This is a genomic window from Bradyrhizobium embrapense, from assembly GCF_001189235.2.
GTDB lineage: Bacteria > Pseudomonadota > Alphaproteobacteria > Rhizobiales > Xanthobacteraceae > Bradyrhizobium > Bradyrhizobium embrapense.
Genome location: NZ_LFIP02000001.1, coordinates 869095 through 894010, shown reverse-complemented (window position 1 = coordinate 894010; position 24916 = coordinate 869095). Strand labels below are relative to the sequence as shown.

Below are 24916 nucleotides of genomic sequence, written 5' to 3'. Positions count from 1 at the left end.
CAGAGCTCGGGCAGGTTATGTCGCGAGAATGCGGATGTATGTCTGACCGGCCGTGCCACATATTCGGTGTCGTCCCGGCGCAGGCCGGGATCCATAACCACAATTGCCAATTGTCATGCACCGCTGGAACGACGAGTTTCATAAACAACATCCGCTGCGGCGTATGGGTCCCGGCCTGCGCCGGGACGACGACTGAAATTGAGGCTCGCAGTGTGCCTCAAACCTGCGCCACGCATGCATCGTCGTCCTGGCTTTCGCCGGGATGACGGCGGCGAGAGTTCTTGCCTAGCCCTCCGCTTCGAGCCATTCCGCGGCGCCGCGCCACAGGGCGTCGCGGTGTTCGCTGCGGAAGAAGCCGAAATGGCCGATCGCCTTCGCGCCGGCATCGGCCGGACTGATCGCGATGATCTCCGGTGCGATCGACGTGAAGGCCGAGCACAGCAGCTCGACCGCCGGCCGCGTCGCCCAGCTGTCGTCGGTCATCGTGAGCGCGCGGAGCTTGCCCTTGAACTTCGGAAAATTCTCGCGCGCCGCAAGCGTCGCATCGTCGAGCAGATAGCGCTCGCGCATCACCCAGCCGCGCCATTGCTCGAACACGCCCCGCGGCAGGTCCATGCCGAGGCCGGCCCAGCCGGGCACATAGCCGAGCGTGCGTGCCAGCGGCAGGCCGATGCCGTTCATGAAGGCGACGACGCGGTAGCGCTCGGGCGAGGCCATCAGCTTCCAGGTGGCGGCCTGCGAGGCGACCAGCAGCGCGCGCGGAATTTCAGTGTTGTTGGCAAGCAGCCCAAGCGCCTGGCCGCCGAAGGAGTGGCCGACATAGGCGAAGGGCAGCTCGCCATAGCGATAGCGCATCCAGCTCACCGCCGCGGTGGTGTCGAGCGCGGCCCAGTCCGCCATCGTTGCCTTGAAGCCGGCCAGCGACTTCGGCTTGTTGAGGCCGCTCGTCGCCATCGGCCGGCTATCGCCGGTGCCGCGGTAGTCGTAGGTCAGCACCGCCGCGCCGCGGCGGGCGAGGTAGCCGGCAAAGCCGCGATAGACCTTTCGCGGCACGGCGGTCGCCGAGTTGATCAGGACAGCGTGACGCTTCCTGCCGCGCGGCAGGAACAGCGTCGCGGCGAGCGGATAGCCGTCCGCGGCGGGCACGACGATGTCGTCGCTAAAAACGTCGTCCAGCGTGGCCTGGGCCACGGCAAATTGGCTGGCATTCATGGTATGGTCCAACAAATGCGAATTCGCATTTTCCTGCAAGAGTTTGACGGGATTGCAGGAATCCTTCTAGCGGGGGAGCGGGCAGCTGTGTATAAGCCGACCTTTCCCGTCGATTAAGTCGCGGTTTTTGCTCAGGAGTTGACCTTATGTCCGAGCGGTGGACACCCGATAGCTGGCGCGCCAAGAAGGTGCTGCAGGTGCCCGATTATCCCGATGCCAAGGCATTGGCCGATGTCGAGGCCCAGCTTGCGACCTTTCCGCCGCTGGTGTTCGCGGGCGAGGCGCGCAGCCTGAAGAAGGCGCTGGCGCGGGTCTCTGCCGGCGAGGCCTTCCTGCTGCAGGGCGGCGACTGCGCCGAGAGCTTTGCCGAGCACGGCGCCAACAACATCCGCGACTTCTTCCGCGTCCTGCTGCAGATGGCCGTGGTCATGACCTATGCCGGCGCGCTGCCGGTGGTGAAGGTCGGCCGCATCGCCGGCCAATTCGCCAAGCCGCGCTCGTCGCCGACCGAGAAGCAGGGCGACGTCGAGCTGCCGAGCTATCGCGGCGACATCGTCAACGACATCGCTTTCACCCCGGAAGCGCGGGTTCCCGATCCGCAGCGCCAGCTGATGGCGTATCGCCAGTCCGCGGCGACGCTGAACCTGCTGCGCGCGTTCGCGACCGGCGGCTTCGCCAATCTCGGCAGCGTGCATCAATGGATGCTCGGCTTCCTGAAGGACTCCCCGCAGTCCCGCCGCTACAAGGAGCTGGCCGACCGCATCTCGGACGCGCTGAACTTCATGCGCGCCTGCGGCCTCGATCTCGAGAGCCATCCGGAGCTCCGCGCCACCGATTTCTACACCAGCCACGAGGCGCTGCTGCTCGGCTACGAGCAGGCGATGACGCGGGTCGATTCCACCACAGGCGACTGGTACGCGACCTCCGGCCACATGATCTGGATCGGCGACCGCACCCGCCAGCTCGATCACGGCCATGTCGAATATTTCCGCGGCATCAAGAACCCGATCGGCCTGAAATGCGGTCCGTCGCTGAAGCCGGACGAGCTGTTGAAGCTGATCGACGTGCTCAGCCCCGACAACGAGCCGGGACGGCTGACGCTGATCAACCGCTTCGGCGCCGACAAGGTCGGCGATCATCTGCCGGGCCTGATCCGCGCCGTGCAGCGGGAAGGCCGCAAGGTGGTGTGGTCGTGCGATCCGATGCACGGCAACACCATCACCTCGACCTCGGGCTACAAGACGCGGCCGTTCGACCGCGTGCTGTCGGAGGTCAAGGCGTTCTTCCAGATCCACGCTGCGGAAGGCACCCATGCCGGCGGCGTGCACCTGGAGATGACCGGGCAGGACGTCACCGAGTGCATCGGCGGCGCGCGCGCCATCACCGACGAGGATCTCAACGACCGCTACCATACGGTCTGCGATCCCCGCCTCAACGCCGAACAGTCGATCGACATGGCCTTCCTGATCGCCGAGCTGCTGAAGCAGGAGCGCGCCGGCAAGGACAAGCCGATGCCGGCCGCCGCGGGTCTGTGATTTGGGGCAAGTGACTTGAGGGCGGTGACTTGAGGGCAGTGACTTGCTGAGGTTCTGGCGAGCCACCATCAACTCGCGCAACGGGCTGGCCTTCGCCATTCGCTCGGAGCAGGCGATTCGCGAGGAAGTCGTCGCGCTGGTGCTGTCGGTGCCGCTGGCCTGGCTGGTCGGTGCCACCGTGATGCGCCGGGTCGAGCTGGTCGCGACCGTGGTGCTGGTGCTCGTCATCGAGCTGCTCAACACCGCGATCGAGAAGCTCGCCGACCGCCTGACCATGGATCACGATCCGCAGATCGGCCGGGTCAAGGACATGGGCTCGGCTGCCGTCGGCGTCGCGCTGGTGATGGCCGGGCTGTTCTGGCTGTTCGCTCTCGCCGAGCGGATGGGTGCGTTCTCATCGTGAATATCAGCAGCCCGATCAAGCTTGCGGTGATCGGGCGTGGACTGATCGGCTCGGCGGCCGCGCGACATCTGAGCAAGATGGGCCATGAGGTTGCGCTGATCGGGCCCGACGAGCCGGCAGACTTCTCGCAGCACAGCGGCGTGTTCGGCAGCCATTATGATGAAGGCCGCATCACGCGGGTCTACGATCCGCAGCCGTTCTGGCGGCAGATGAACCGCGCGGCGATTTCGCGCTATAGCGAGATTGCAGCGGAAGGCGGTGTCGAATTCTACCGCGAAGCCGGTGCGCTTCACATCGGCGATCGCGAAACCACCGATGTCGCCTCGGTCGGCCAGGCCTGCGCCGACGAAGGGATCGCCTGTGAAGCCTATCAGGATGGCGCGCTCGCGCAGCGGTTTCCGTTCCTGAAATCAACAGTGGGAATGCTCGGCTATTTCGAGCCGCGCAACGCCGGCTACATCTCACCGCGCCGCCTGGTTCGGGCGCAGACCATCGCCGCCGAGCGCACCGGCGCGCGGGTCATCAATGAGCCTGCACTGGGGATTTCGGAAAACGGCTCCGGCGTGACGATCCGAACGCGATCGGGCAGCGTCGAAGCCGAGCGTGTGCTGGTTGCGGCCGGCGGGCACACCCAATCGCTGCTCGGGAGATCGCTGGGCTTTACGGTCTATGCGCGCACCGTGGCACTGTTCCGGCTCGGTGCGGCGGAGGTGCAGCGCCTGGCCGGCATGCCGTCGATGCGCTGTCTCGGGCCGAAGGGCGACAATCCCTATATCCTGCCGCCGATCCCTTATCCGGACGGCCAGAGCTGGCTGAAGCTTGGCGGCGATCCGGTCGATCGTCGGCTCGACAGCGAGGCAGATATCAAGAATTGGTTCCGATCGGGCGGATCGGTTGACGTCGCCGACCGGCTGCAAGGCCAGATCCTCGACCGGATTCGCGACCTCAAATTCGAGGAACGCCGCGTCATGCCGTGCATGACCACGTTCGGGGACACGGGCTTGCCCAGCATCGGACCGCTTTCCAAGCGGGTCACGGTCGCATTCGGCTGCTATGGCAAGAGCGCGAAATGTTCGGACGAATTGGGCCGGCTGGGCGGCATGGCGCTGCTCGGCGAGGTGAGGGCAGAGCTTGCCCCCTTGACCGGCGCCCAAGATCCCGGTGCGATTTCTGCAATCGCACCATGACCGGACGACCATTGCAGTTTGGCGTTGTGCGGGACAACATAAAGCTATGAGCGAACAACAGATCAAGATCACCCTGGCGCAACTCAATCCGACGGTCGGTGACGTCACCGGCAACGCCGCGAAAGCGCGTGCCGCGCGCGACAAGGCGAAGGCTGATGGCGCCGATCTCGTGGTGCTGTCGGAGCTGTTCATCGCCGGCTATCCGCCGGAGGATCTGGTGCTCAAGCCGGCGTTCCAGTCGGCCTGCCGCGCCGCGATCGAGGAACTGGCGCGCGAGACCGAGGATGGCGGTCCGGCGATGCTGATCGGCACGCCCTGGGTCGAGGACGGCAAGCTCTATAATGCCTGCGCGCTGCTTGACGGTGGTCGCATCGCGGCACTGCGCTTCAAGGCCAATCTGCCGAATTACGGCGTGTTCGACGAGAAGCGGCTGTTCGCGCGCGGCCCGGCATCGGGCCCGGTGACGGTGCGCGGCGTGCGCATCGGCGTGCCGATCTGCGAGGACATCTGGCTCGAGGAGTCCGAGGACTACGAGAACGTCGTCGAGTGCCTCGCGGAGACCGGCGCCGAGATCCTGATCGTGCCGAACGGCTCGCCCTATGCCCGCGACAAGGCTGATCTCAGGCTGTCGATCGTGGTGGCGCGCGTCACCGAGAGCGGACTGCCGCTGGTCTATCTCAACGAGGTCGGCGGTCAGGACGAGCTGATCTTCGACGGCGCCTCGTTCGCCCTCAATGCTGATCTCTCCGTGGCTGCGCAGCTGCCGGCGTTCGAGGAGAACATCACGACGCTGACCTGGCGCAAGACCGCGGACGGCTGGCGCTGCAACGGGCCGATCACGGCGCAGCTCGAGGGCGACAAGGCCGATTACGCGGCCTGCGTGCTCGGCCTGCGCGACTATGTCCGCAAGAACGGTTTCCCCGGCGTGCTGCTCGGCGTCTCCGGTGGTATCGACTCGGCGCTGTGCGCGGCAATCGCGGTCGATGCGCTCGGCGCCGACAAGGTGCGCGGCGTGATGCTGCCGTTCCGCTACACCGCCCAGGTCTCGCTCGACGATGCCGCCAAGCTCGCCGCCGCGCTCGGCATCCGCTACGAGATCCTGCCGATTGCCGATGCCGTCAACGGCTTCGAGACGATTCTGGCGCCGGTGTTCAAGGGGCTGGAGCGCGACATCACCGAGGAGAATCTGCAGGCGCGCGCCCGCGGCACGCTGTTGATGGCGATCTCCAACAAGACCGGCGCGATGGTGGTGACGACCGGCAACAAGTCGGAGATGTCGGTCGGGTACGCCACGCTGTACGGCGACATGAATGGCGGCTTCAACCCGATCAAGGACATCTACAAGACCGAAGTGTTCCGCCTGTCGAGCCTGCGCAATGCCTGGAAGCCGGACGGCGCACTCGGCCCAATGGGCGAAGTGATCCCGGTCAACATCATCATCCGGCCGCCGACCGCTGAGCTGCGCGAGAACCAGACCGACCAGGATTCGCTGCCGCCCTATGAGGTGCTGGATGCGATCCTCGAACGGCTGGTGGAGCGCGAGGAGCCGCTGGCGACCATCATCGAAGCCGGCTTCGACCGCGATGTGGTGACCCGCGTCGATCGCCTGCTCAACATCGCCGAATACAAGCGGCGTCAGGCGGCGCCGGGGGTGAAGGTGACGCGGAAAAATTTCGGCCGCGACCGCCGCTATCCGATCACCAACCGCTTCCGCGATTTCGGCAAGGCGCTGCCGGAGCCCGACGAAAAGCTGGTGACGCGCACCTCGCGCGCGTCGGCCGAAGCGTTCGAAGGGTGAGCGCTACTGCTTCTTCTGCTGGATGAAGGTCGGGCCGACCGTGCGGATCTGGCCGTCGCTTGCGGGCGCGGCCGGCGCGGCGGCGTCGGCGGCGGCAGGTTGCTGCGGCTGAGCCGCTGCGGGCGCGCCCTTCTTGCCGCCGGCCGCCTTGGTCTGCGCGCGCTGCTGCATCTTCCGCGCGCTCTCCTCGGTGACGATGATGTCGCCCTGCTGCGCGGCGGACGCCTGGTCGTCGACCGCCTTCAGCGCCTCGGCCCAGCTCTGGCCGGCCGCCTTGCAGGAGCAGGACGGATTGAACTCGGTGCGGTATTTGAAGGCGTTCGGCAGCGACGAATAGGACTGGCCGTTGATGGAGACCGCCTGGTTGATGTCTTCGCCGGGATTGCGGTAGGCGAACAGGCTGGCTTCCGCGGCCGGGCACTGCGCCTTGCAGATTTGCTCGTCGGCGGCAAAGCGCGCCTGTGTGGTCGCGAACGAGATCGGGAAATAGGCGCCGTCGCAAGTGCGCACGCAGACGGTGCGGAAGGTGCCGGACTGCCCGCTATACTGTGCATCGGGCGGGGGCAGCGGATTGGGATTGCCGCCGCCACCGCCACCGAACAGGTTCTCGATGAAATTACCGGGCCCGCGCGCAGCCGCTGCTGCGTATTGCGGGCCGCAATTGTTCTGCGCCAGCGCGGTCAACACCGAGCGGCGTTGGTTCTCGCGGTCGGCTCCGCCGAGGCCGCCGGTGCGCAGCCGCTCGAGATTGGCGGTCATCTGGTCGAGATTGGCGCGCATCTGCTGGATCTGGTTGTTGATCGGTCCGCACTGCGCCGAATTATTATTGAAGAGCGACAAGAACCCGGAACTGTCGCAGCCCATGCGCCGGGCCTGCGCCGTCACGCGATCGAGCTCGCCCTGCTGCCGGGTTGCGGCGTCCTGATAGCGGCGGATCTGCTCGTCCTTGGCCGGATCGCCGCTGCCGCCGCCGCGATCGATCGCCGCCAGCTGACCCTCGAGCCGGGCGCACATCGGATTGGCCTGCGCGCCCTGGGGCGCTGGGCCGGGCGGGCCCGGAGGCACCTGCGCCAAGGCAGCCGCGGCGGGCAGGGCGATCCCACCCAGCACGGCGCAAGTCAGAAACCAGCGGGAGAAGCGAGAACGGGAGCTATTGGGCATATCCGGCCATTAAAACGACGCCGCGCGGCGATCAACGCCAAAGCGCGCGGGCAAGGCCGCTGCAATAGCCGTTTCTCGGGGCAGCGTCACGTCGTTTCCGGGGCGCCGGTGTGGCAATAACCCCGTTTGCCCAGCGGCTTGGCTCAGCGCTGGCAGGTGATGGCGACGTATTCGCCGCAGCTATTGCCGGTGCAGGTCTCGCCCGCGGCGTGCGGAACCGCGCCGGTGATCTCGTCGGGATCGACGCGGCGGTAATTGGTGGCCTGCGCAAAATCGCGTGACCGGCAATAGGCGCGGGCGGCGGAGGCGCCGCAGCGGTCGCCGCGGGCGAGGCACTGGTCGATGCCGTAGCCGTCGGCCTGGTTGGCGACGATGAACACGCGGCTGTCGGCCAAGGCGGCCGAGGAGACAAGGGCGGACGGGACAAGGACGAACGTGCAGGCAATCAATGCTGAAATGGGCCGCATGGTGCACCAGTCAAATTGGCGGGGGAATCCGCTGGCGTCCGGATACGCCCAATTCCTTAATAATGATTAACCATGAGGGCGTTGGCGTGATTTCGGTGCGGGACGGGCAGCAAAGCGCCCGAAAACAGCCCCTTGACGCGATAAAGGGGCCGTGAGACAGGAGGAACCATGAACGGCCACCTCGCCATCTGCAGCATTTGCCGCGAGATTATGAGCTAGCGATTCGCTGGCTGAGGCCGTCTTTTCTCAATCGCCTGAGAATCACTGGACGCCCGGCCACAAGGGACGGTGATCCATGGAATTGCGCCTTTACGATACGCTGACCCGGGAGAAGCGGCCGTTCGTGCCGCTCGATGCCGACAATGTCCGTATGTATGCCTGCGGACCGACGGTCTACGACTTCGCCCATATCGGCAACGGCCGTGCAGCGATCGTTTTCGACGTGCTGTTTCGTGTGCTGCGCCATCGCTACGGCGCCGACCACGTGAAGTACGTTCGCAATATCACTGACGTCGACGACAAGATCAACGTCCGCGCCGCGCGGGACTATCCGGGCGTGCCGCTGAACGAGGCGATCCGCAAGGTCACCGAGCTGACCTATCAGCAATATCAGGACGACGTTGCTGCGCTCGGCTGCTTGGCCCCGACCGTGCAGCCGCGCGCCACCGAGCACATCCCGGAGATGCGCGCGATCATCGAGAAGCTGGTCGGCGGCGGCTTCGCCTATGTCGCCGAGGATCATGTGCTGTTCTCGCCGCAGGCGATGAACGCGGCCAATTCGGTGCTGCCGCGCTATGGTGCGCTGTCGAAGCGGTCGCTCGACGAGATGATCGCGGGCGCCCGCGTCGACGTCGCGCCCTACAAGCGCGACAACACCGACTTCGTGCTGTGGAAGCCGTCGAAGCCGGGGGAGCCGTCATGGCCATCGCCCGCAGGGATCGCCGTCGAGGGCCGGCCCGGCTGGCACATCGAGTGCTCGGCGATGGCCTGGAAGCATCTCGGCGAGAAATTCGACATCCATGGCGGCGGCATCGATCTGGTGTTTCCGCATCATGAGAACGAACTCGCTCAGACCTGCTGCGCGTTCCATACCGACCGCATGGCCAATGTCTGGATGCACAACGGCTTCCTCCAGATCGAGAGCGAGAAGATGTCGAAGTCGCTCGGCAACTTCTTCACGATCCGGGATCTCCTGGCGGATTGGCCGGGCGAGGTGCTGCGGCTCAGCATGCTCCGGACGCATTACCGCTCGCCGCTCGACTGGACGCTGAAGAGTGCCGAAGAAGCCGCAAGGACGCTCGACGACTGGTATGCGGTCGCGGCCGACGCCGAGCCCGGGGCGCCGTCGCCGGCAGTGGTCGAGGCGCTCTACGACGACCTCAACACGGCGCAGGCGATGGCTGTGCTGCACGGCTTGCGCAACGCTGCCGCGAGCAGTGAGGCGAGCCGCAAGGAATTTGTCGGCTCGCTGCGGCTGCTCGGCTTCCTGTCGGAGAGCGCGGCCGCATGGAAGGGTCGCAAGGAGCAGGCCAGCGGCGTCGATGCCGCCGCGGTCGAGGCGCTGATCGCCGAGCGCACCGCGGCGCGGGCGCGGAAGGACTTCAAGGAGTCCGACCGGATCCGCGATCAGCTCGCCGCGATGGGCGTGGTGATCAAAGATTCCAAGGAAGGCACCACCTGGGAGGTCGCGCGATGAGCCGGTCCGCACCCGCATTGCGTCCGTATCTGCCCGACGATACGCCGCTGCTGGCGGCGATCTTCGCGGCGTCGATCATGGACCTGACCGGCGACGACTACAGCGAGGCGCAGCAGGAAGCCTGGGCAACGGCCGCCGACGACGAGGCGGCCTTCGGCAAGAAGCTCGCCGGGCAGTTGACGCTGATCGCGACACTGCAGGGGGCACCGGTCGGCTTCGCCTCGCTGAAGGGGGCCGATTACATCGACATGCTCTATGTGCATCCGAGCGTCGTGGGGCAGGGTGTCGGTGCCGCGCTGTGCGATGCGCTGGAGAAGATCGCGAGCGCACGGGGCACCAAGACCCTCAAGGTCGATGCCAGCGACACCGCGCTCGAATTCTTCCGCAAGCGCGGCTATGTCGCGCAGCAGCGCAATTCGGTCACCGTCGGCGACGAATGGCTCGCCAACACCACGATGCAGAAGCCGCTGGACGGCATTGCCGTGCCCGGAGGCCACGCATGAGCCGCGAGCGCCTCTATTTGTTCGACACCACGCTGCGCGACGGCGCGCAGACCAATGGCGTCGACTTCACGCTGCAGGACAAGCGGGTGATCGCGGGCATGCTCGATGCGCTCGGCATCGACTATGTCGAGGGCGGTTATCCCGGTGCCAATCCGACCGACACCGAATTCTTCAGCAAGAAGCCCGCATTCGACCACGCGCGCTTCACCGCGTTCGGCATGACGCGGCGGCCCGGCCGTTCGGCCTCGAACGATCCGGGGCTCGCCGGCATCCTCGAGGCCAAGGCGGATGCGATCTGCTTCGTCGCGAAATCCTCCGCCTACCAGGTGCGGGTCGCGCTCGAGACCACCAACGAGGAGAACCTCGCCTCGATCCGCGACAGCGTTGCGGCTGCCAGGGCGATCGGCCGCGAGGTGATGGTCGACTGCGAGCATTTCTTCGACGGCTACAAGGAGAACCGCGACTATGCGCTTGCCTGCGCGAAGGCCGCCTATGAGGCCGGCGCGCGCTGGGTGGTGCTGTGCGACACCAATGGCGGCACCATGCCGCACGAGATCGAGGCCATCGTCGGCGACGTCGTCACGCAGGTGCCCGGTGCCCATGTCGGCATTCATGCCCATAACGACACCGAGCAGGCGGTGGCCAATTCGCTGGCCGCGGTGCGCGCCGGCGCGCGGCAGATCCAGGGCACGCTCAACGGCCTCGGCGAGCGTTGCGGCAACGCCAATCTCTGCTCGCTGATCCCGACCCTGAAGCTGAAGCAGGAGTTTGCCGAAAAATTCGAGATCGGCGTCACCACGGAGAAGATGGCGACGCTGATGAAGGTGTCGCGCACGCTCGACGACATGCTGAACCGCGCGCCCAACCGCCATGCGGCCTATGTGGGCGAAAGCGCCTTCGTCACCAAGACCGGCATCCATGCCTCCGCGGTCATGAAGGATCCGCAGACTTACGAGCATGTGCTGCCAGATTCCGTCGGCAACCACCGCAAGGTGCTGGTCTCGGATCAGGCCGGCCGCTCCAACGTGATGGCCGAGCTCGACCGCGCCGGGATCGCCTATGACAAGAATGATCCGCGGCTGACGCGTCTGGTCGAGGAGCTGAAGGAGCGCGAGGCCGCGGGCTTTGCCTACGAGTCGGCGAACGCCTCGTTCGACCTCTTGGCGCGCCGCACGCTCGGCAAGGTGCCGGAATATTTCAAGGTCGAGCAGTTCGACGTCAATGTCGAGCAGCGCTACAACGCCAACGGCCAGCGCGTCACGGTCGCGCTTGCGGTGGTGAAGGTCGATGTCGACGGCGAGCGGCTGATCTCGGCCGCCGAAGGCAACGGTCCGGTCAATGCGCTCGACGTGGCGCTGCGCAAGGACCTCGGCAAGTACCAGAAATACATCGATGGCCTGAAGCTGATCGACTACCGCGTGCGTATCCTCAATGGCGGGACCGAGGCGGTTACGCGGGTGCTGATCGAAAGCGAGGACGAGACCGGCGAGAGCTGGACCACGGTCGGCGTCTCGCCCAATATCATCGACGCCTCGTTCCAGGCGCTGATGGATTCGGTGTTTTACAAGCTGGTGAAGTCGGGCGCGCAGGCTTGAGGCTTGCGTGCAAGTGTTACCGCAGTCGTCATTGCGAGGAGCTCGCGACAAAATTGCAAAGCAATTTGCGCTGTAGCGACGAAGCAATCCATGTCTCAGCTTGCGGCGCGATGGATTGCTGCGCTTCGCTCGCAATGACGAGGAGGCAGGAGGGCCCATGATCGACCATGTCTCCGTCGGTGTCCGCGATCTCGAACGCGCCGCGCGGTTCTATGAGCCAACGCTCGCCGCACTCGGCCTCAGCCGCCTCGTCACGCGGCCGGCGACCATCGGTTTCGGCAAGGCCTATCCGGAGTTCTGGATCAATCTGCGCGCCACGATGGCGCATGTCGCGCATGAGAGCGGCACCCATATCTGCCTGCGTGCGAAAACCGCTGCCGAGGTCGATGCGTTCCATTCGGCGGCGCTTGCATCCGGTGGCCGCTCCGATGGCGCCCCGGGCCTGCGCCCGCACGACCGCGTGCGCTACTACGCTGCCTTCGTGCTCGATCCCGATGGCAATCGCATCGAGGCCGTGACGTTTCCGAGCGAGTGACTTGGGCCGGTCTGGCGCCTCGTTGGACCCGTTGAATCGGCCACCAGCCGGGCCGTGCATGCTTCGAGACGGCTGCTGCGCAGCCTCCTCAGCATGACGGAGTCAGGTTCGCGCGGCTGACAGGTTACAGCCGCCGCGCCACCTCGGGCGCGAGTTCCTTTGCGGCCGCCGGCTTGCCGGCCACTGCAGAGCGCAGCCGCGGCAGGATGTCGTCGACGCGGTCGGCCATCAGGACGTTGATCGGCAGCGTCGGGCGGATGAACTCGGTCATGCGCATGTGGTTCAGCAGCGAGAGCAGGGGCTCCCAGAAGTTGTCGATGTTGGCGAGCAGGATCGGCTTGGAGTGACGGCCGAGCTGCTGCCAGGTCAACTGCTCGACCAGCTCCTCCAGCGTGCCGATGCCGCCGGGCAGCGCGACGAACGCATCCGAGCGCTCGAACATCAGCCGCTTGCGCTCGTGCATGTCGGGGGTGACGATCATCTCCTGAACCGAGGTCAGCGCGTTCTCGCGCGCCCGCAGGAATTCCGGAATGATGCCGGTGACGGAGCCGCCATGATCGAGGGTGGATTTCGCGACCGCGCCCATCAGGCCGATCGAGCCGCCGCCATAAACCAGGCGCACATTGTTGTCGGCAAAGGCCTTGCCGAGTGCGATGGCAGCTTCAACGAAGCGGGGATTGTTACCGGGGCCGGAGCCGCAATAAACACAGACGGTCTTGATTTGGTTCATACGATCCTTGTGGCACTGCAGCGTAAACAGGGTCAAGACTCCGATATGGGGATTGAGGGCCAAAATTTCCCGCAACTTCCCGCGAATCGCGAACAATTTTCGTCATAAGCCTGTACGCCGCGTTCAAACGATCTATATGACGGGCACAATGGCAAATCATGGACAAGATGTGGCAGCGCACCGGCGCGCCATGACGGCGAGGGCGGGCTCCTGATGGTGCCGCCGCAACGGACTGTGACCGCGGCCGATCAGCCCACGGCCACGACATCGGCCGCCGAGAAGGGGACGCTGCTCGGCACCCTCGTTCATCTCTGGCCCTACATCTGGCCCGGCGATCGTGCCGATTTGAAGATGCGCGTGATCTGGTCGGTGGTGCTGCTGCTGTTCGCCAAGCTCGCGACGCTGTCGGTGCCGTTCACCTTCAAATGGGCGATCGACGCGCTGAACGGCACGGGCTCGGCGCCGGTCGCTTCCTCGAACTGGATGGTCTGGCTGATCGCCTCGCCGGTGCTGATGACGATCAGCTACGGTGCGGTGCGTATCATCATGGCGGTGCTGACGCAGTGGCGCGACGGCATCTTCGCCCGCGTCGCGATGCACGCGGTGCGGCGGCTCGCCTATATCACCTTCGTGCACATGCACGAGCTGTCGCTGCGTTTCCATCTCGAGCGCAAGACCGGCGGCCTGACCCGCGTGCTGGAGCGCGGCCGCTCCGGCATCGAGACCATCGTGCGGATGGTGATCCTGCAGCTGATCCCGACCATCGTGGAGGTCACGCTGCTGGCGGCGGTGCTGCTTTGGCAGTTCGACTGGCGCTACGTGCTCGCGGTGCTGATCACGGTCGTCGTGTTCATGTACTACACCTACATCGCGACCGAGTGGCGGATCGAGATCCGCCGCAAGATGAATGATTCCGACACCGAGGCGAACACCAAGGCGATCGACTCGCTGCTCAACTACGAGACGGTGAAGTATTTCGGCGCCGAGGAGCGCGAGGCGCGGCGCTACGACCGCTCGATGGAACGCTACGAGCAGGCCAGCGTGAAGACCTATACCTCGCTTGCCGTGCTCAACACCGGGCAGGCGATCATCTTCACCGCCGGCCTGACCGCGACCATGCTGATGTGCGCATTCGGCATCCGTAGCGGCACCCACACCGTCGGCGATTTCGTGCTGATCAATTCGATGATGATCCAGCTCTACCAGCCGCTGAATTTCATGGGCATGGTGTATCGCGAGATCAAGCAGGCGATCATCGACATCGAGAGGATGTTCGACGTGCTGGCGCGCGATCCCGAGGTGAAGGATGTGCCGGGCGCCAAGCCGCTCGTGGTGCCGTCCGGCAGCGTGCGTTTCGAGGACGTCCGCTTCGCCTATGAGCCCGATCGCCAGATCCTGAAAGGCCTGAGCTTCGAGGTGCCGGCCGGCAAGACGGTCGCGATCGTCGGACCCTCCGGCGCCGGCAAGTCGACGATCTCGCGGCTGCTGTTCCGGCTCTACGACGTCTCGAGCGGCCGCATCCTGATCGACGGCCAGGACATCAAGACCGTGACACAGGCCTCGCTACGGTCGGCAATCGGCATGGTGCCGCAGGATACCGTGCTGTTCAACGACACCATCCGCTACAACATCCGTTACGGTCGCTGGGATGCCAGCGACGACGAGGTCGAGGAGGCGGCCCGCCTGGCGCAGATCGACGGCTTCATCCGGATGTCGCCGCAGGGTTACGAGACGCAGGTCGGCGAGCGCGGCCTGAAACTCTCGGGCGGCGAGAAGCAGCGGGTCGCGATCGCACGCACGGTCTTGAAGGCGCCGCCGATCCTTGTGCTGGACGAGGCGACGTCGGCGCTCGACAGCCATACCGAGCACGAGATCCAGGGCGCGCTGGAGCGGGTGTCGCGCAACCGCACCTCGCTGGTGATCGCTCACCGGCTGTCGACCATTGTCGGCGCCGACGAGATCATCGTGCTGGACCAGGGCCGGATCGCCGAGCGCGGCACCCATGCGCGGCTTTTGGCCGCCGATGGCCTTTACGCCAGCATGTGGAACCGGCAGCGCGAGGCCGAAGAGGCCCGCGAACGGCTCGCCCAGGTCGATGACGACGGCAGCGCACCGAATCGCCTGCCGCCCGGGGTCACCGATTCGTCTGACGATTCAACCCCGGTTGCGGGTGAGAAACCCTTGCCGACCGCCGCGGAATAGTCGATCTAGGGCCTCTCCCGCCAAACGGGGCGGGGAAACGCAAGCGAGCTCTGATGTCGATCGCCAATTCCATCCGCGCGCAGATCCCGCCGATCCACCCCGAGGGCTATCCGTTCATCGGCGGCTTCGCCCTGGCGAGCCTGATCCTGTTCTGGATCTGGACCCCGTTGGGCTGGATCGGGACGCTGCTCACGGTCTGGTGTGCGCTGTTCTTCCGCGATCCCGTCCGCGTCACGCCGCTGCGCGATGGCATCGTGGTGTCGCCGGCCGATGGCCGTGTCTCGATGGTGGTTCAGGCGCTGCCGCCGGCCGAGCTCGGCCTCGGAGACAAGCCGCTGCCGCGCGTTTCGGTGTTCATGAGCGTGTTCAACTGCCACGTGAACCGCAGCCCGGTGGCCGGCCGCATCGACCGCATCGCCTACCGGCCTGGCGCCTTCATCAATGCCGAGCTCGACAAGGCGAGCGAGGACAATGAGCGCAACTCGCTGGTGATCTCGAGCGCCAACGGGCGCATCGGCGTGGTCCAGATCGCCGGCCTCGTGGCGCGCCGCATCGTCTGCTTCGTCAAGGAAGGCCAGTCGATCGGCGCCGGCGAACGTTTCGGCCTGATCCGCTTCGGCTCGCGGCTCGACGTCTACCTGCCCGAGGGCACCAAGGCCCTGGTCTCCGAGGGCCAGACCGCGGTCGCCGGCGAGACCATTCTGGCGGACTTCCGCAACGCCGATCCGGGCCGCACCTACCGCGCCGATTAACTCTGTTCCGCCAGCTTGATCAACCGGTTCCCGCCGCAATGGCGGAGCCGGGCCATGCTTGCTATATTACAGACCCATGATGCCATTCGATCCCAATTCCAGCGAGTTGCGCCGCCGCCGGTTCCGCCCGATTCCGGTGCGGATGCTCGTGCCCAACATGATCACGCTGCTGGCGATCTGCGCCGGCCTCACCGCGATCCGGCTGTCGACGGAAGGGCGGATGGAGCTGGCGGTCGCCGCCATCGTGTTCGCCGCGATCCTCGACGGCATCGACGGCCGCGTCGCCCGCATGATCAAGGGCCAGTCGAAATTCGGCGCCGAGCTCGACAGCCTCGCCGACTTCGTCAATTTCGGCGTCGCGCCGGGCCTGATCCTGTATTTCTGGCAGCTCCACGAATTGAACAATGGCGGCTGGATCGCCGCAATGGTGTTCGCGATCTCCGGTGGCCTGCGGCTTGCGCGCTTCAACGCCTCGATCGACGACCCCAACAAGCCGGCCTTCGCGGCCAACTACTTCACCGGTGTGCCGGCGCCGGCCGGCGCGATCACCGTGCTGCTGCCGATCTATCTCGCCTTCCTCGGCGTGCCGATGCCGCCGGCGACGCTGACGGCGTTCTACACGCTCCTGATCGCCTTCCTGATGGTGTCGCGCCTGCCGGTGTTCTCCGGCAAGACCGTGAAGATGCGCGTGCCACCGGAGATGGTGTTGCCGGTATTCGTGTCGGTGGTGTTCTTCGTCGCGCTGTTGATCGGCTATCCCTGGCACATCCTGTCGGCGGGCTCGGTCGCCTATCTGATCAGCCTGCCCTGGGGCTGGAAGTCGTATCGAGACCAGGAGCGCCAGCTTGCGGCGCAGACGCAAGGCGCGAGTGCGCCGGTAGCGGCATCGCCTGCGGCTCCCTATGCGCCACCGGTCGTGGATCCGGACGACCACGACGATCGCCCGACGCATCTGCACTGAGCCACTGCGTAACCCGTCACCCTGAGGAGCGCGCAGCGCGTCTCGAAGGATGCACGGCCACCAGCGGGGCCGTCGACCCTTCGAGACGGCCGCTGCGCGGCCTCCTCAGGGTGACGGTGATCTGGTTGCTTCATTCACGCAAATATCAGCCATGAGCGTGCCTCGGTTGGGTTCGCCTCTGATCTCGGCTATAGGCTGAGGTGGCTCAGCGAACGCCAAAAATCAGGAGAGAAACGCCGTGACGACATCCGCTTCCGCCCCGCTTCCCGCGTCCGTCCTCGAGGCGTTGGCGCGCTACGACACGCCGACGATCTGCAACGCGATGGAGATCGTGGCGCCGGAGCGCCGTCTGATCGGCTACACAGTGAAGCCGCTGGTCTGCCCGTTCCCGACCTTGCCGCCGATCGTCGGCTATGCGCGCACAGTCGCGATCCGCTCGGTGCTGAAGACCGGCCTCTCGGCCGAGGAGCAGTCGAAGCGCCGCATCGAATATTATGAATATGTCGGCACCGGCTTTGGCCCGCGCATCTCCGTGATCCAGGACATCGACGGACCCGACGTCGGCTACGGCGCGTTCTGGGGCGAGGTGCAGAGCGCCGTGCACAAGGCGCTCGGCTGCCTCGGCGTCATCACCGACGGTTCGATCCGCGACATTCCGCAATGGGCGCCGGGCTTCCAGGCGCTGGCCGGCTCGATCGGCCCCTCGCACGCCTGGGTGCATGCCGAAAGCTTCGGCGGCGAGGTCCGCGTTGCCGGCATGACGGTGCGTTCCGACGACCTGATCCACGCCGACAGCCACGGCGCGATCGTGATCCCGTATGATGTCGCGGCCAAGCTGCCGGAAGCCGCCGAACTCTGCGGCCGCCGCGAGACCCCGATCCTGGACATCGCGCGCAGCAAGGACTTCACGCTCGAGAAGCTGAAGGATGCGCTGAAGCGCTCGGCGGAAATCCACTGAGCGCGTCGGAGCTCAAACCGTCCAACGAGCTCCAGGTTCACCTCTCCCCGATGGGGAGAGGTCGATTTGCGCAGCAAATCGGGTGAGGGGCCGCAGCATTCTCGTGAGACCGAAATCCCTCACCCGGCGCTGCGCGCCGACCTCTCCCAAGGGAGAGGTGAAGATCCGTCCGCGTGGGTGGCGTTAAGCCGGCGCGACCTTCGCGATCTCGGACGCGCCGCGAATGGTCATGTCGACCGCGACATAGAGGATCACGGCGAGGCCGACATAGGCGATCCAGCGGTGGTTCTGTAACAACTTGGCGATGAAGGTCGCGGCCGCGCCCATCATCGCGATCGAGAGCGCGAGGCCGAACACCAGCACGATCGGCTGCTCGCGCGCCGCACCCGCGACCGCCAGCACGTTGTCGAGCGACATCGAGACGTCGGCGACGATGATCTGGGTGGTGGCCTGCCACAGCGTCTTGCGCGGCACCTCCGCCCCATCGGCGGCGTGCTCGGCCGTCGTCTCATGCGCGGCCGCGCGCAGCTCCCGCCACATCTTCCAGCACACCCAGAGCAGCAGGATGCCGCCCGCCAGGAGCAGGCCGACGATCTGCATCAATTGCGTGGTGACGAGCGCGAACAGGATGCGCAGCAGCGTCGCGGCCGCGATGCCGATCAGGATCGCCTTGCCGCGCTGCTTCGCTGGCAGGCCGGCCGCGGCGAGGCCGATCACGACCGCGTTGTCGCCGGCCAGCACGAGGTCGATGACGACGACCTGCAGCAGCGCGCTGAGACCGTGGAGTGAAAACAGTTCGGACATGGGTAATACTCCCCTTGAGGTCGGGGAGCGGACCGTTTTCAACTAAACGGGACGTCGCGGTCACACGGACAGCGAATCCGCCGCGACGCTTTCAGGTCGCGGGTCGAAGCAGGGCCACTCCAACTGAGTTCCAGTCCGACATCGCAGCTTGTGGCTGCCAGAGGGGCCCGGCCTGGGATTAAGGTCAAAGCACGATCAAATCGGATTGGATTGTCGTCGCGCTTTGTTCTTGTTTGAGCATGATCTTTTTGGAAAACCGCTTCACACTTTTCCGGATCATGCTCTATGCCGGACGCAGCGCGGCCTGTTCCTCGAAGAACAGCGCCGCCTGATCCGGTTCGCCGAGGATCGCCGCCGCACATCCCATGAAGGTGAATGCGCCGGCAAAATCCCACAGCGTGAGGTTCGCCACGCTCGCACGCATGCGGATCACGCGTGCCGCAAGCGCGGCAATGGCTGCCTCTGCGAACAACACGAGGCTGAGCGCGGGCAGCACGAGTGCGGGCTCAACCAGACGAACGGTCAGGACGATCGGCAGCGCGGTCAGCACCGCGAATAGCAACAGCATGCCCAACGGCTCCAGCGCGGGAGCCTTGCGCGAGAACCTGTCTGGAATGGTCGAGGACATTCCGGTCCTTTGCCGATCCCGGCCTTGTCGTTCATCCCAACGATATCAGAATGCATTCGCGTTGACGCGCGACGCGGCGCCGCGCGACCGCAGGCCGCGCGACAGATTGTACGCGGGTGATGATGGAGCAGGGCACTTGGGGGCCATTTCGGCGCCATTTTGGGGGCGATCGCGCTGCGGCATGCCATGGCAAAGTCCAAGCTGCGCATTTATCTTTACTGACAGCGCTGGGAGAACGACCGAAGGACGATGTCCATGAACATGGCAGGCAAGACCGTGCTGATCACCGGCTCCACCGATGGCGTCGGCCGCTACGTTGCGCTGAAGCTGGCCACCGCCGGCGCCCGGGTCCTGATCCATGGCCGCGATACCAAGCGGGCGCAGACCCTGGCCGACGAGATCAAGCGGGTCTCCGGCAGGGAGCCGATGTTCTACCAGGCCGATCTGTCCTCGCTCGCCGAGGTCCGCGAGTTCGCCCAGCTCGTGCTCGATGACCAGGAGCGCCTCGATGTTCTGGTCAGCAATGCCGGCATCGGCTCGCAGAATGAAGGGCCGGGGCGGCAGACCAGCAAGGACGGCCACGAGCTGCGCTTCGCGGTGAATTACCTCGCCGGCTTCCTGCTCGCACATCTCTTGCTGCCGCGGCTCAAGGCCAGTACGCCGGCGCGCATCGTCAATGTCGCCTCGCTCGGCCAGCACCCGATCGATTTCGACGACGTGATGATCACCAAGAACTACAGCGGCGCCCGCGCCTATGCGCAGAGCAAGCTGTCGCAGATCATGTTCACCATCGATCTTGCCGCCGAGCTCGAAGGCTCCGGTGTGACGGTCAATTCGCTGCATCCGGCGACCTACATGAACACGACGATGGTGCGCGCCAGCGGCGCCACGCCGATCTCGACCGTCGAGCAGGGCGGCGACGCCATCCTGCGTCTGGTTCAGGATGACGACGTCGCAGGCCGAACTGGGCTGTTCTTCGACGGCAAGCGCGAGGCCCGCGCCCATGCGCAGGCCTATGATGCCGAGGCGCGCAAGCGGCTCAAAGCGGTGAGCCTTGCGCTTACCGGGCTGCGGATTTCCTGACGCGGCGCGACGCCGGCGCCTCTCGGGCACTACAACTTTGAGTGCGGGTCCCGTCGAGGGGAGCCTTGCAGGCGGCCTGGACACTGGGTTCCAGCCGATAGCCCATAAGTACCAGGAGGTTAGCCTAAGGGAACCAGAGCGGGCCTCCGTACGTTGATCTGGCAACCCAAGCAAGACTGACAGATCAGACAACACATGGGAGCCAGTAATGGACCAAGTGGTGACGGATGACGCGCGCGAAGACGAAGGGCTGAGGCGAACCCTCTCCGCTGCACGCGGTGGAATCGTCTTTGTCGACGCGGACGGCCAAGTGGTGGGAATGGACACCACGGCTCGGCAGCGACTGGATGGAGAAGTTAAGCAGCTTCAGTTGCCGCTTCGCCCCGACGGCGTCGGCTCCGTCGACTGCTTCGTTTCCGCCGAAACCGTGAGCATCAAAGGCGCGCCGACACAAGTCTGCGTGATACAGCAGCGACAACCTGCGGAGCGCGCGGTCATGACTGCGATCGAATCGGTGCTGGCCGATACCTCCGCCTTCGCCCGAGGCATCATCGACCGGATCAAGTCGTTGCCGTTCGGATCTTACCACTCTGCGGCTGAAGATCTGGATTTTCTGACCGAGCGCGAGAAGGAAGTCCTCGGCTTGATCTACCAGGGGAAGAGCGATTACGAGATGAGCAGGGCACTCAATGTGTCGCGTAATACCGTGCGTAACCACATCTCGTCGCTTTACCGCAAGATCGGCGTCAACCGCCGCGCGGCCGCGATTCTCTGGGTGCGCGAGCGCGGCATTACAGGTGAGAGCTTACGCCGCAGACGACGTCGGTATCCACCGTCCGATCTGCAGCACAACTGAATCGGACCTACTAGGCGGTTGGTAGTTCTAGCTCTCTTGCACCGGACCGGCACTTGTTGTTCCTTCGAGACTCATCGGGTTCACTGGGAGCCTCCGTAACTCGGATGCTGTAGCGCCGCGGCGCTGCAGCGATTGGGCCAACGGTCAGACGAGAAGGCAATGTCTCCGTGGCCGCACGCTTGCTTCGCTTATATATCGCCGGAAATTCGGCCAGCTCGCGCCGGGCGCAGCAGAATCTAGAACGTCTGCGTGCTTCCCTCGGCACACATGGGTGGGACGTCGATGTCATCGACGTGCTGGAACGGCCGGACCTCGCCGAACGCGCGCGGATCATCGCAACACCCACGCTCTCCCACGACGATACGGCCCGCACACGACGCATCGTCGGCGATCTCGGCGACACGGCGCGGGTTCTTGAATTTCTCGGGATCGACCAGAGGATAAGGCATGAGCGTTGAGGAAGCAGACATCACTGGAGTGTTGGAGCGGGTCAAGACCGGGGTCGATGCCTTCGACGAGTTGGTGATGGGAGGATTGCCGCGGGCGCGCTCCACTGTGGTCGGCGGCACGCCTGGCAGTGGAAAGACCGTATTTGCCACGCAGTTCCTTGCACACGGCATCACTCACTTCGGCGAAAACGGTGTGCTGGTGACGTTCGAGGAGCCTCCGGCCGACATCCAGGCCAACATGAGCGGCTTCGGCTGGGACCTTGCAAAATGGAAGAAGGAAGGCAGGCTCGCGTTTGTCGATGCTAGTCCACCACCCAATGATGAACTGGTGATAGGTGACTTCGATCTCGCGGGATTGCTGTCGCGCATCCAGCACGCGGCCAAGAGCGTCAGCGCCCAACGGGTTGTCCTGGACTCACTCACCCAGCTCTTCGATCATTTCATCGGCGATCCCAAGACATTGCGCCGAGAGCTTTTTCACATCAGCACCGCCCTGAAGAAGTCGGGCCTCACTGTGCTGATGACGGCAGAGCGCAACAGCGAGTACGGCGAGATTACCCGCCATCGGCTCGAAGAGTTCGTCGCCGACAACGTTGTCATCCTGCGCAACGTGCTCTACCGCGAGAAGCGCCGTCGTACGATCGAGGTTCTGAAGATGCGTGGAAGCCATCACGTCGAGGGCGAGGCGCCGTTCACGCTTCTCGGGGGACGCGGCGTGGTGGCGATACCGTTGTCGTCGCTGAGACTGGAGCAGCATTCGAGCACGGTGCGCGTGACCAGCGGCAATCCCGATATCGACGAGATGTGCGGTGGTGGCTTATTCCGCGACAGCGTGACGCTGGTCAGCGGTGCGACGGGAACCGGCAAGACGCTACTGGTGACAAATTTTGTTGCCGGTGGGGTCGCGGCAGGAGAAAGAGTCCTGATGTTCGGCTACGAGGAAAGCCGCGGCCAGCTGTTCCGTAACGCCAGCGGCTGGGGCGCGGATTTCGCCGGCATGGAGGCAGACGGCAAGCTCAAGGTCGTCAGTCTCTATCCCGAGGCCCAGGGCTTGCCCGATCACCTGCTGACGATCCAGGGGATGGTCGATGAGTTCAAGCCCGACCGTATTGCGCTCGATAGCCTGTCCGCACTGGAGCGCATCGCCCCCGAGACGGGCTTCCGCGAGTTCCTGATCAGCCTGACCTCCTTCATCAAGAAGAGGGAAATCGCGGGTCTCTGCACGGCAACGAGCAAGTCGCTGATCGGCGGCGAGAGCGCGAGCGAACAGCATATCTCGACGATGACCGATTCGATCATCCTGCTACGGTATATCCAGGAGCAGGAAACCATGCATCGCGGTTTGATGGTGCTGAAGATGCGCGGCAGCGAACACGCCAAGGAGATCCGGCGATTCTCGATCGACGGTTCGGGCATGCACCTTGGTGCACCTTTCAAGGAGGCGCCCAACGTCTTCAGAGAGTGACTTCCACCGCGAACGGCAGTTGTTGGGATGTGCATGATGGACACCGAGATAAGCTCCAAAATCGAGCAATCGGACATCCAGTTTCTCATAGAGAAGAACGCCGACGGCATCATCGTTGTTGATGAAGGCGGGTTTGTGCTGTTCGCCAACCCGGCGGCGGAACGCCTGTTCGGGCAGCCTCAACCGGCGCTGATCGGTTCGCCGATCGGGCTGCCGATTGTGGTTGGCGAGATGAGTGAGATCGCCATTCATCAGCCGGGAGGCGGTCTGGTGGATGCCGAGATCCGCACCGTCGAGACCAGTTGGGAGGGGCGTCCGGCGCGCCTTGCGAGCGTACGTGACGTATCGGAACGCCGCGCCATGGAAGATCGCATGCGTCACGCTGCCAAGATGGAGGCCGTCGGGCGCCTCACTGCCGGCATCGCGCACGACTTCAACAATCTGCTAGCCGTCGTCCTGGGCAATCTGGAAAGCGCGAGGCGCCGTGTCGGGCGCGAAGGCGGCGCACTGGTATCGATGCTGGACAACGCCACACGCGGCGCCCAGCAAGCCGCGCTCCTGACCAGCAAGTTACTTGCGTTCGCGAGACGCAAGCCGCTTGAATTTCGTCGCGTGGACCTCGCGGAATTGATCGCGGGCATGTCGGATTTGCTGCAGCGAACCTTGGGCGAGGGCATTGCAGTCCGAACGGAGATACCGCCTCAGCTATGGGAAGTCGAGGTCGATCCAACAGAATTGGAATCGGCGATCCTCAATCTGGCCGTTAATGCGCGCGATGCCATGCCGGAGAGCGGGCTACTCGCTATCACCGCCGAGAACATCGAGCTCGCTCGGGATGAGTCGGAGGACGGCAGCAGCGAACCCGGGCCTCACGTCAGGATCTCCGTCACCGATACCGGCATGGGGATGACGCCGGAGATCCTCAACCGGGTGTTCGAGCCGTTTTTCACCACAAAGGTCGACGGACGAGGTACCGGGCTCGGCTTGAGCCAGGTTTATGGCTTCGTCAAGCAGAGCGGCGGATACCTCAAGCTCCGCAGCGAGCCAAACGTCGGCACCAGGATTGACATCTATCTCCCTAGGGCCGTCGTGCTCCCGGGGCAGGCATCGTCTCGCATCGAAACGAGCGTGGAGCCCAAGTCCATTCCTCGCGCCCGGGAGGGTGAAACGGTTCTGGTGGTCGAAGACGACGAGGACGTGCGCGTCACCACCGTAGGCAGCCTTAGGGAGCTTGGATACAGGGTCCTCGAAGCACCGGATGCAGACGCCGCGCTCAACTTGCTGCAAAGTAACGCCGAGATCGAATTGTTGTTCACCGACCTTGGACTTCCCGGTTCCGTCAATGGCAAGGCGCTGGCAGATCGTGCGCGTGCGCTGCGGCCCGAATTGAAAGTCCTGATCACGACGGCATATGCGGGTGACGTTCTCGTTCGCGAAGGACGGCTCGATCCGGAGATCGAACTGCTGAGCAAGCCATTTTCATTCGCAGAGCTCGGGATTCGTATCCGCCGGATGCTCGAGAGCGGATCTCCACCGCCGAGCCGCGTCCTGGTGGTGGAGGATGAATGTCTCCTGAATCTTCTCGTCACGGACATGCTGACGGAGTCCGGCTTTACTGTCGATGGCGCTGCAAACTTCAAGGAAGCCGCCGCCAAAGCTCGCTCCGGTATCGACGGTCTGGTGGCCGCCGTCGTTGACCTCGGGCTGCCGGACCGACCCGGCGACGAGCTTGTTGCGGAGCTGCGCAGCCTGTATCCGGACCTGCCGGTCGTGCTGGCCACCGGGTATCTGGAAGAGGATATACGAAAGCGCTTCTCCGTCGAGAATGGCGTTCAATTGCTCACGAAGCCATTCGATGTCGAACAGTTGAGGGCCGCGCTCGGAAGAGCGGGCGTGAAGAATCCCCGTACCGACGCGAATTGACGATGGCGAGTGC

General features: G+C 64.9%; 23 protein-coding genes. 17 read left to right on the top strand and 6 right to left on the bottom strand.

Annotated features, from left to right (window positions below; genetic code table 11):
- Window positions 1-285: 285 nt before the first annotated feature.
- Window positions 286-1212: an alpha/beta hydrolase family protein gene (locus AKN83_RS04520; protein WP_050404696.1), complete on the bottom strand. Its 927-nt coding sequence runs from the start codon at window positions 1210-1212 to the stop codon at window positions 286-288.
- Between the two features lie 146 nt (window positions 1213-1358).
- On the opposite strand from AKN83_RS04520, the gene AKN83_RS04515 reads away from it, so the two are divergent.
- Genes AKN83_RS04515 through AKN83_RS04500 form a run of 4 tightly spaced genes read left to right on the top strand, consistent with a single transcriptional unit; the run spans window position 1359 to window position 6135 of the window.
- Complete coding sequence (locus AKN83_RS04515; RefSeq protein WP_063695181.1) at window positions 1359-2747, top strand: class II 3-deoxy-7-phosphoheptulonate synthase; 1389 nt, start codon at window positions 1359-1361, stop codon at window positions 2745-2747.
- Between the two features lie 43 nt (window positions 2748-2790).
- Window positions 2791-3150, top strand: a complete 360-nt coding sequence (locus AKN83_RS04510; protein WP_050404695.1) for a diacylglycerol kinase — start codon at window positions 2791-2793, stop codon at window positions 3148-3150.
- The gene (locus AKN83_RS04505; RefSeq protein ID WP_050404694.1) at window positions 3147-4337 is read left to right on the top strand and encodes an NAD(P)/FAD-dependent oxidoreductase; all 1191 of its coding nucleotides are present in this window, start codon (window positions 3147-3149) and stop codon (window positions 4335-4337) included. Before AKN83_RS04510 ends, AKN83_RS04505 begins: the two co-directional genes overlap by 4 nt.
- A 46-nt stretch (window positions 4338-4383) precedes the next feature.
- Window positions 4384-6135 (top strand): NAD+ synthase, encoded by a 1752-nt coding sequence (locus AKN83_RS04500; protein WP_050404693.1) that lies wholly within the window; start codon window positions 4384-4386, stop codon window positions 6133-6135.
- A 3-nt stretch (window positions 6136-6138) separates the two neighbouring features.
- On the opposite strand, the gene AKN83_RS04495 is transcribed toward AKN83_RS04500, so the two are convergent.
- Both AKN83_RS04495 and AKN83_RS04490 read right to left on the bottom strand, forming a co-directional pair.
- On the bottom strand, window positions 6139-7296 hold the full coding sequence (locus AKN83_RS04495) for a DUF2865 domain-containing protein (protein ID WP_050404692.1): 1158 nt from the start codon (window positions 7294-7296) through the stop codon (window positions 6139-6141).
- 143 nt (window positions 7297-7439) lie between these two features.
- On the bottom strand, window positions 7440-7763 hold the full coding sequence (locus AKN83_RS04490) for a hypothetical protein (protein WP_050404691.1): 324 nt from the start codon (window positions 7761-7763) through the stop codon (window positions 7440-7442).
- Window positions 7764-8058: 295 nt separating this feature from the next.
- Here AKN83_RS04490 and cysS point away from each other — a divergent pair, with 295 nt between their 5' ends.
- From cysS to AKN83_RS04470, 4 genes are all read left to right on the top strand, one after another.
- Entirely contained in the window at window positions 8059-9459 is a 1401-nt protein-coding gene (gene cysS / locus AKN83_RS04485; RefSeq protein ID WP_050404690.1) for a cysteine--tRNA ligase, read from the top strand.
- Window positions 9456-9962: a GNAT family N-acetyltransferase gene (locus AKN83_RS04480; protein ID WP_050404689.1), complete on the top strand. Its 507-nt coding sequence runs from the start codon at window positions 9456-9458 to the stop codon at window positions 9960-9962. Before cysS ends, AKN83_RS04480 begins: the two co-directional genes overlap by 4 nt.
- Window positions 9959-11557 carry a citramalate synthase gene (cimA, locus tag AKN83_RS04475; protein WP_050404688.1) on the top strand — a complete coding sequence of 533 codons (1599 nt, stop codon included), beginning with the start codon at window positions 9959-9961 and terminating at the stop codon, window positions 11555-11557. Before AKN83_RS04480 ends, cimA begins: the two co-directional genes overlap by 4 nt.
- Window positions 11558-11714: 157 nt before the next feature.
- A complete protein-coding gene (locus tag AKN83_RS04470) occupies window positions 11715-12092 on the top strand; it encodes a VOC family protein (RefSeq protein ID WP_050404687.1) in 378 nt (125 codons plus the stop codon).
- Window positions 12093-12216: 124 nt separating this feature from the next.
- Here AKN83_RS04470 and AKN83_RS04465 read toward each other — a convergent pair whose 3' ends face one another.
- On the bottom strand, window positions 12217-12822 hold the full coding sequence (locus AKN83_RS04465) for an LOG family protein (RefSeq protein WP_050404686.1): 606 nt from the start codon (window positions 12820-12822) through the stop codon (window positions 12217-12219).
- A gap of 213 nt (window positions 12823-13035) precedes the next feature.
- Here AKN83_RS04465 and AKN83_RS04460 point away from each other — a divergent pair, with 213 nt between their 5' ends.
- From AKN83_RS04460 to AKN83_RS04445, 4 genes are all read left to right on the top strand, one after another.
- Window positions 13036-15024 (top strand): ABCB family ABC transporter ATP-binding protein/permease, encoded by a 1989-nt coding sequence (locus tag AKN83_RS04460; protein WP_083991918.1) that lies wholly within the window; start codon window positions 13036-13038, stop codon window positions 15022-15024.
- A 53-nt stretch (window positions 15025-15077) separates the two neighbouring features.
- Window positions 15078-15776, top strand: a complete 699-nt coding sequence (locus AKN83_RS04455; RefSeq protein ID WP_050404685.1) for a phosphatidylserine decarboxylase — start codon at window positions 15078-15080, stop codon at window positions 15774-15776.
- Between the two features lie 79 nt (window positions 15777-15855).
- Window positions 15856-16737, top strand: coding sequence for a CDP-diacylglycerol--serine O-phosphatidyltransferase (gene pssA / locus AKN83_RS04450; protein ID WP_050404706.1), 882 nt, complete (start codon window positions 15856-15858; stop codon window positions 16735-16737).
- Window positions 16738-16975: 238 nt separating this feature from the next.
- Window positions 16976-17695 (top strand): RraA family protein, encoded by a 720-nt coding sequence (locus AKN83_RS04445; protein ID WP_050404684.1) that lies wholly within the window; start codon window positions 16976-16978, stop codon window positions 17693-17695.
- A 183-nt stretch (window positions 17696-17878) separates the two neighbouring features.
- Here the strand turns inward: AKN83_RS04445 and AKN83_RS04440 are convergent, their stop codons facing one another.
- Window positions 17879-18499: a TerC family protein gene (locus AKN83_RS04440; protein WP_050404683.1), complete on the bottom strand. Its 621-nt coding sequence runs from the start codon at window positions 18497-18499 to the stop codon at window positions 17879-17881.
- Window positions 18500-18782: 283 nt separating this feature from the next.
- A complete protein-coding gene (locus AKN83_RS04435) occupies window positions 18783-19067 on the bottom strand; it encodes a hypothetical protein (protein ID WP_050404705.1) in 285 nt (94 codons plus the stop codon).
- A gap of 315 nt (window positions 19068-19382) precedes the next feature.
- On the opposite strand from AKN83_RS04435, the gene AKN83_RS04430 reads away from it, so the two are divergent.
- From AKN83_RS04430 to AKN83_RS04410, 5 genes are all read left to right on the top strand, one after another.
- On the top strand, window positions 19383-20210 hold the full coding sequence (locus tag AKN83_RS04430) for an SDR family NAD(P)-dependent oxidoreductase (protein ID WP_050404682.1): 828 nt from the start codon (window positions 19383-19385) through the stop codon (window positions 20208-20210).
- A gap of 208 nt (window positions 20211-20418) precedes the next feature.
- Entirely contained in the window at window positions 20419-21066 is a 648-nt protein-coding gene (locus AKN83_RS04425) for a helix-turn-helix domain-containing protein (RefSeq protein WP_050404681.1), read from the top strand.
- A gap of 167 nt (window positions 21067-21233) precedes the next feature.
- On the top strand, window positions 21234-21524 hold the full coding sequence (locus AKN83_RS38135; RefSeq protein WP_083991916.1) for a circadian clock KaiB family protein: 291 nt from the start codon (window positions 21234-21236) through the stop codon (window positions 21522-21524).
- Window positions 21514-22980 carry a circadian clock protein KaiC gene (gene kaiC, locus AKN83_RS04415; RefSeq protein ID WP_050404679.1) on the top strand — a complete coding sequence of 489 codons (1467 nt, stop codon included), beginning with the start codon at window positions 21514-21516 and terminating at the stop codon, window positions 22978-22980. The genes AKN83_RS38135 and kaiC overlap by 11 nt, the downstream gene beginning before the upstream one ends.
- Before the next feature lie 36 nt (window positions 22981-23016).
- Window positions 23017-24903: a response regulator gene (locus tag AKN83_RS04410; RefSeq protein WP_172803482.1), complete on the top strand. Its 1887-nt coding sequence runs from the start codon at window positions 23017-23019 to the stop codon at window positions 24901-24903.
- Window positions 24904-24916 lie beyond the last annotated feature (13 nt).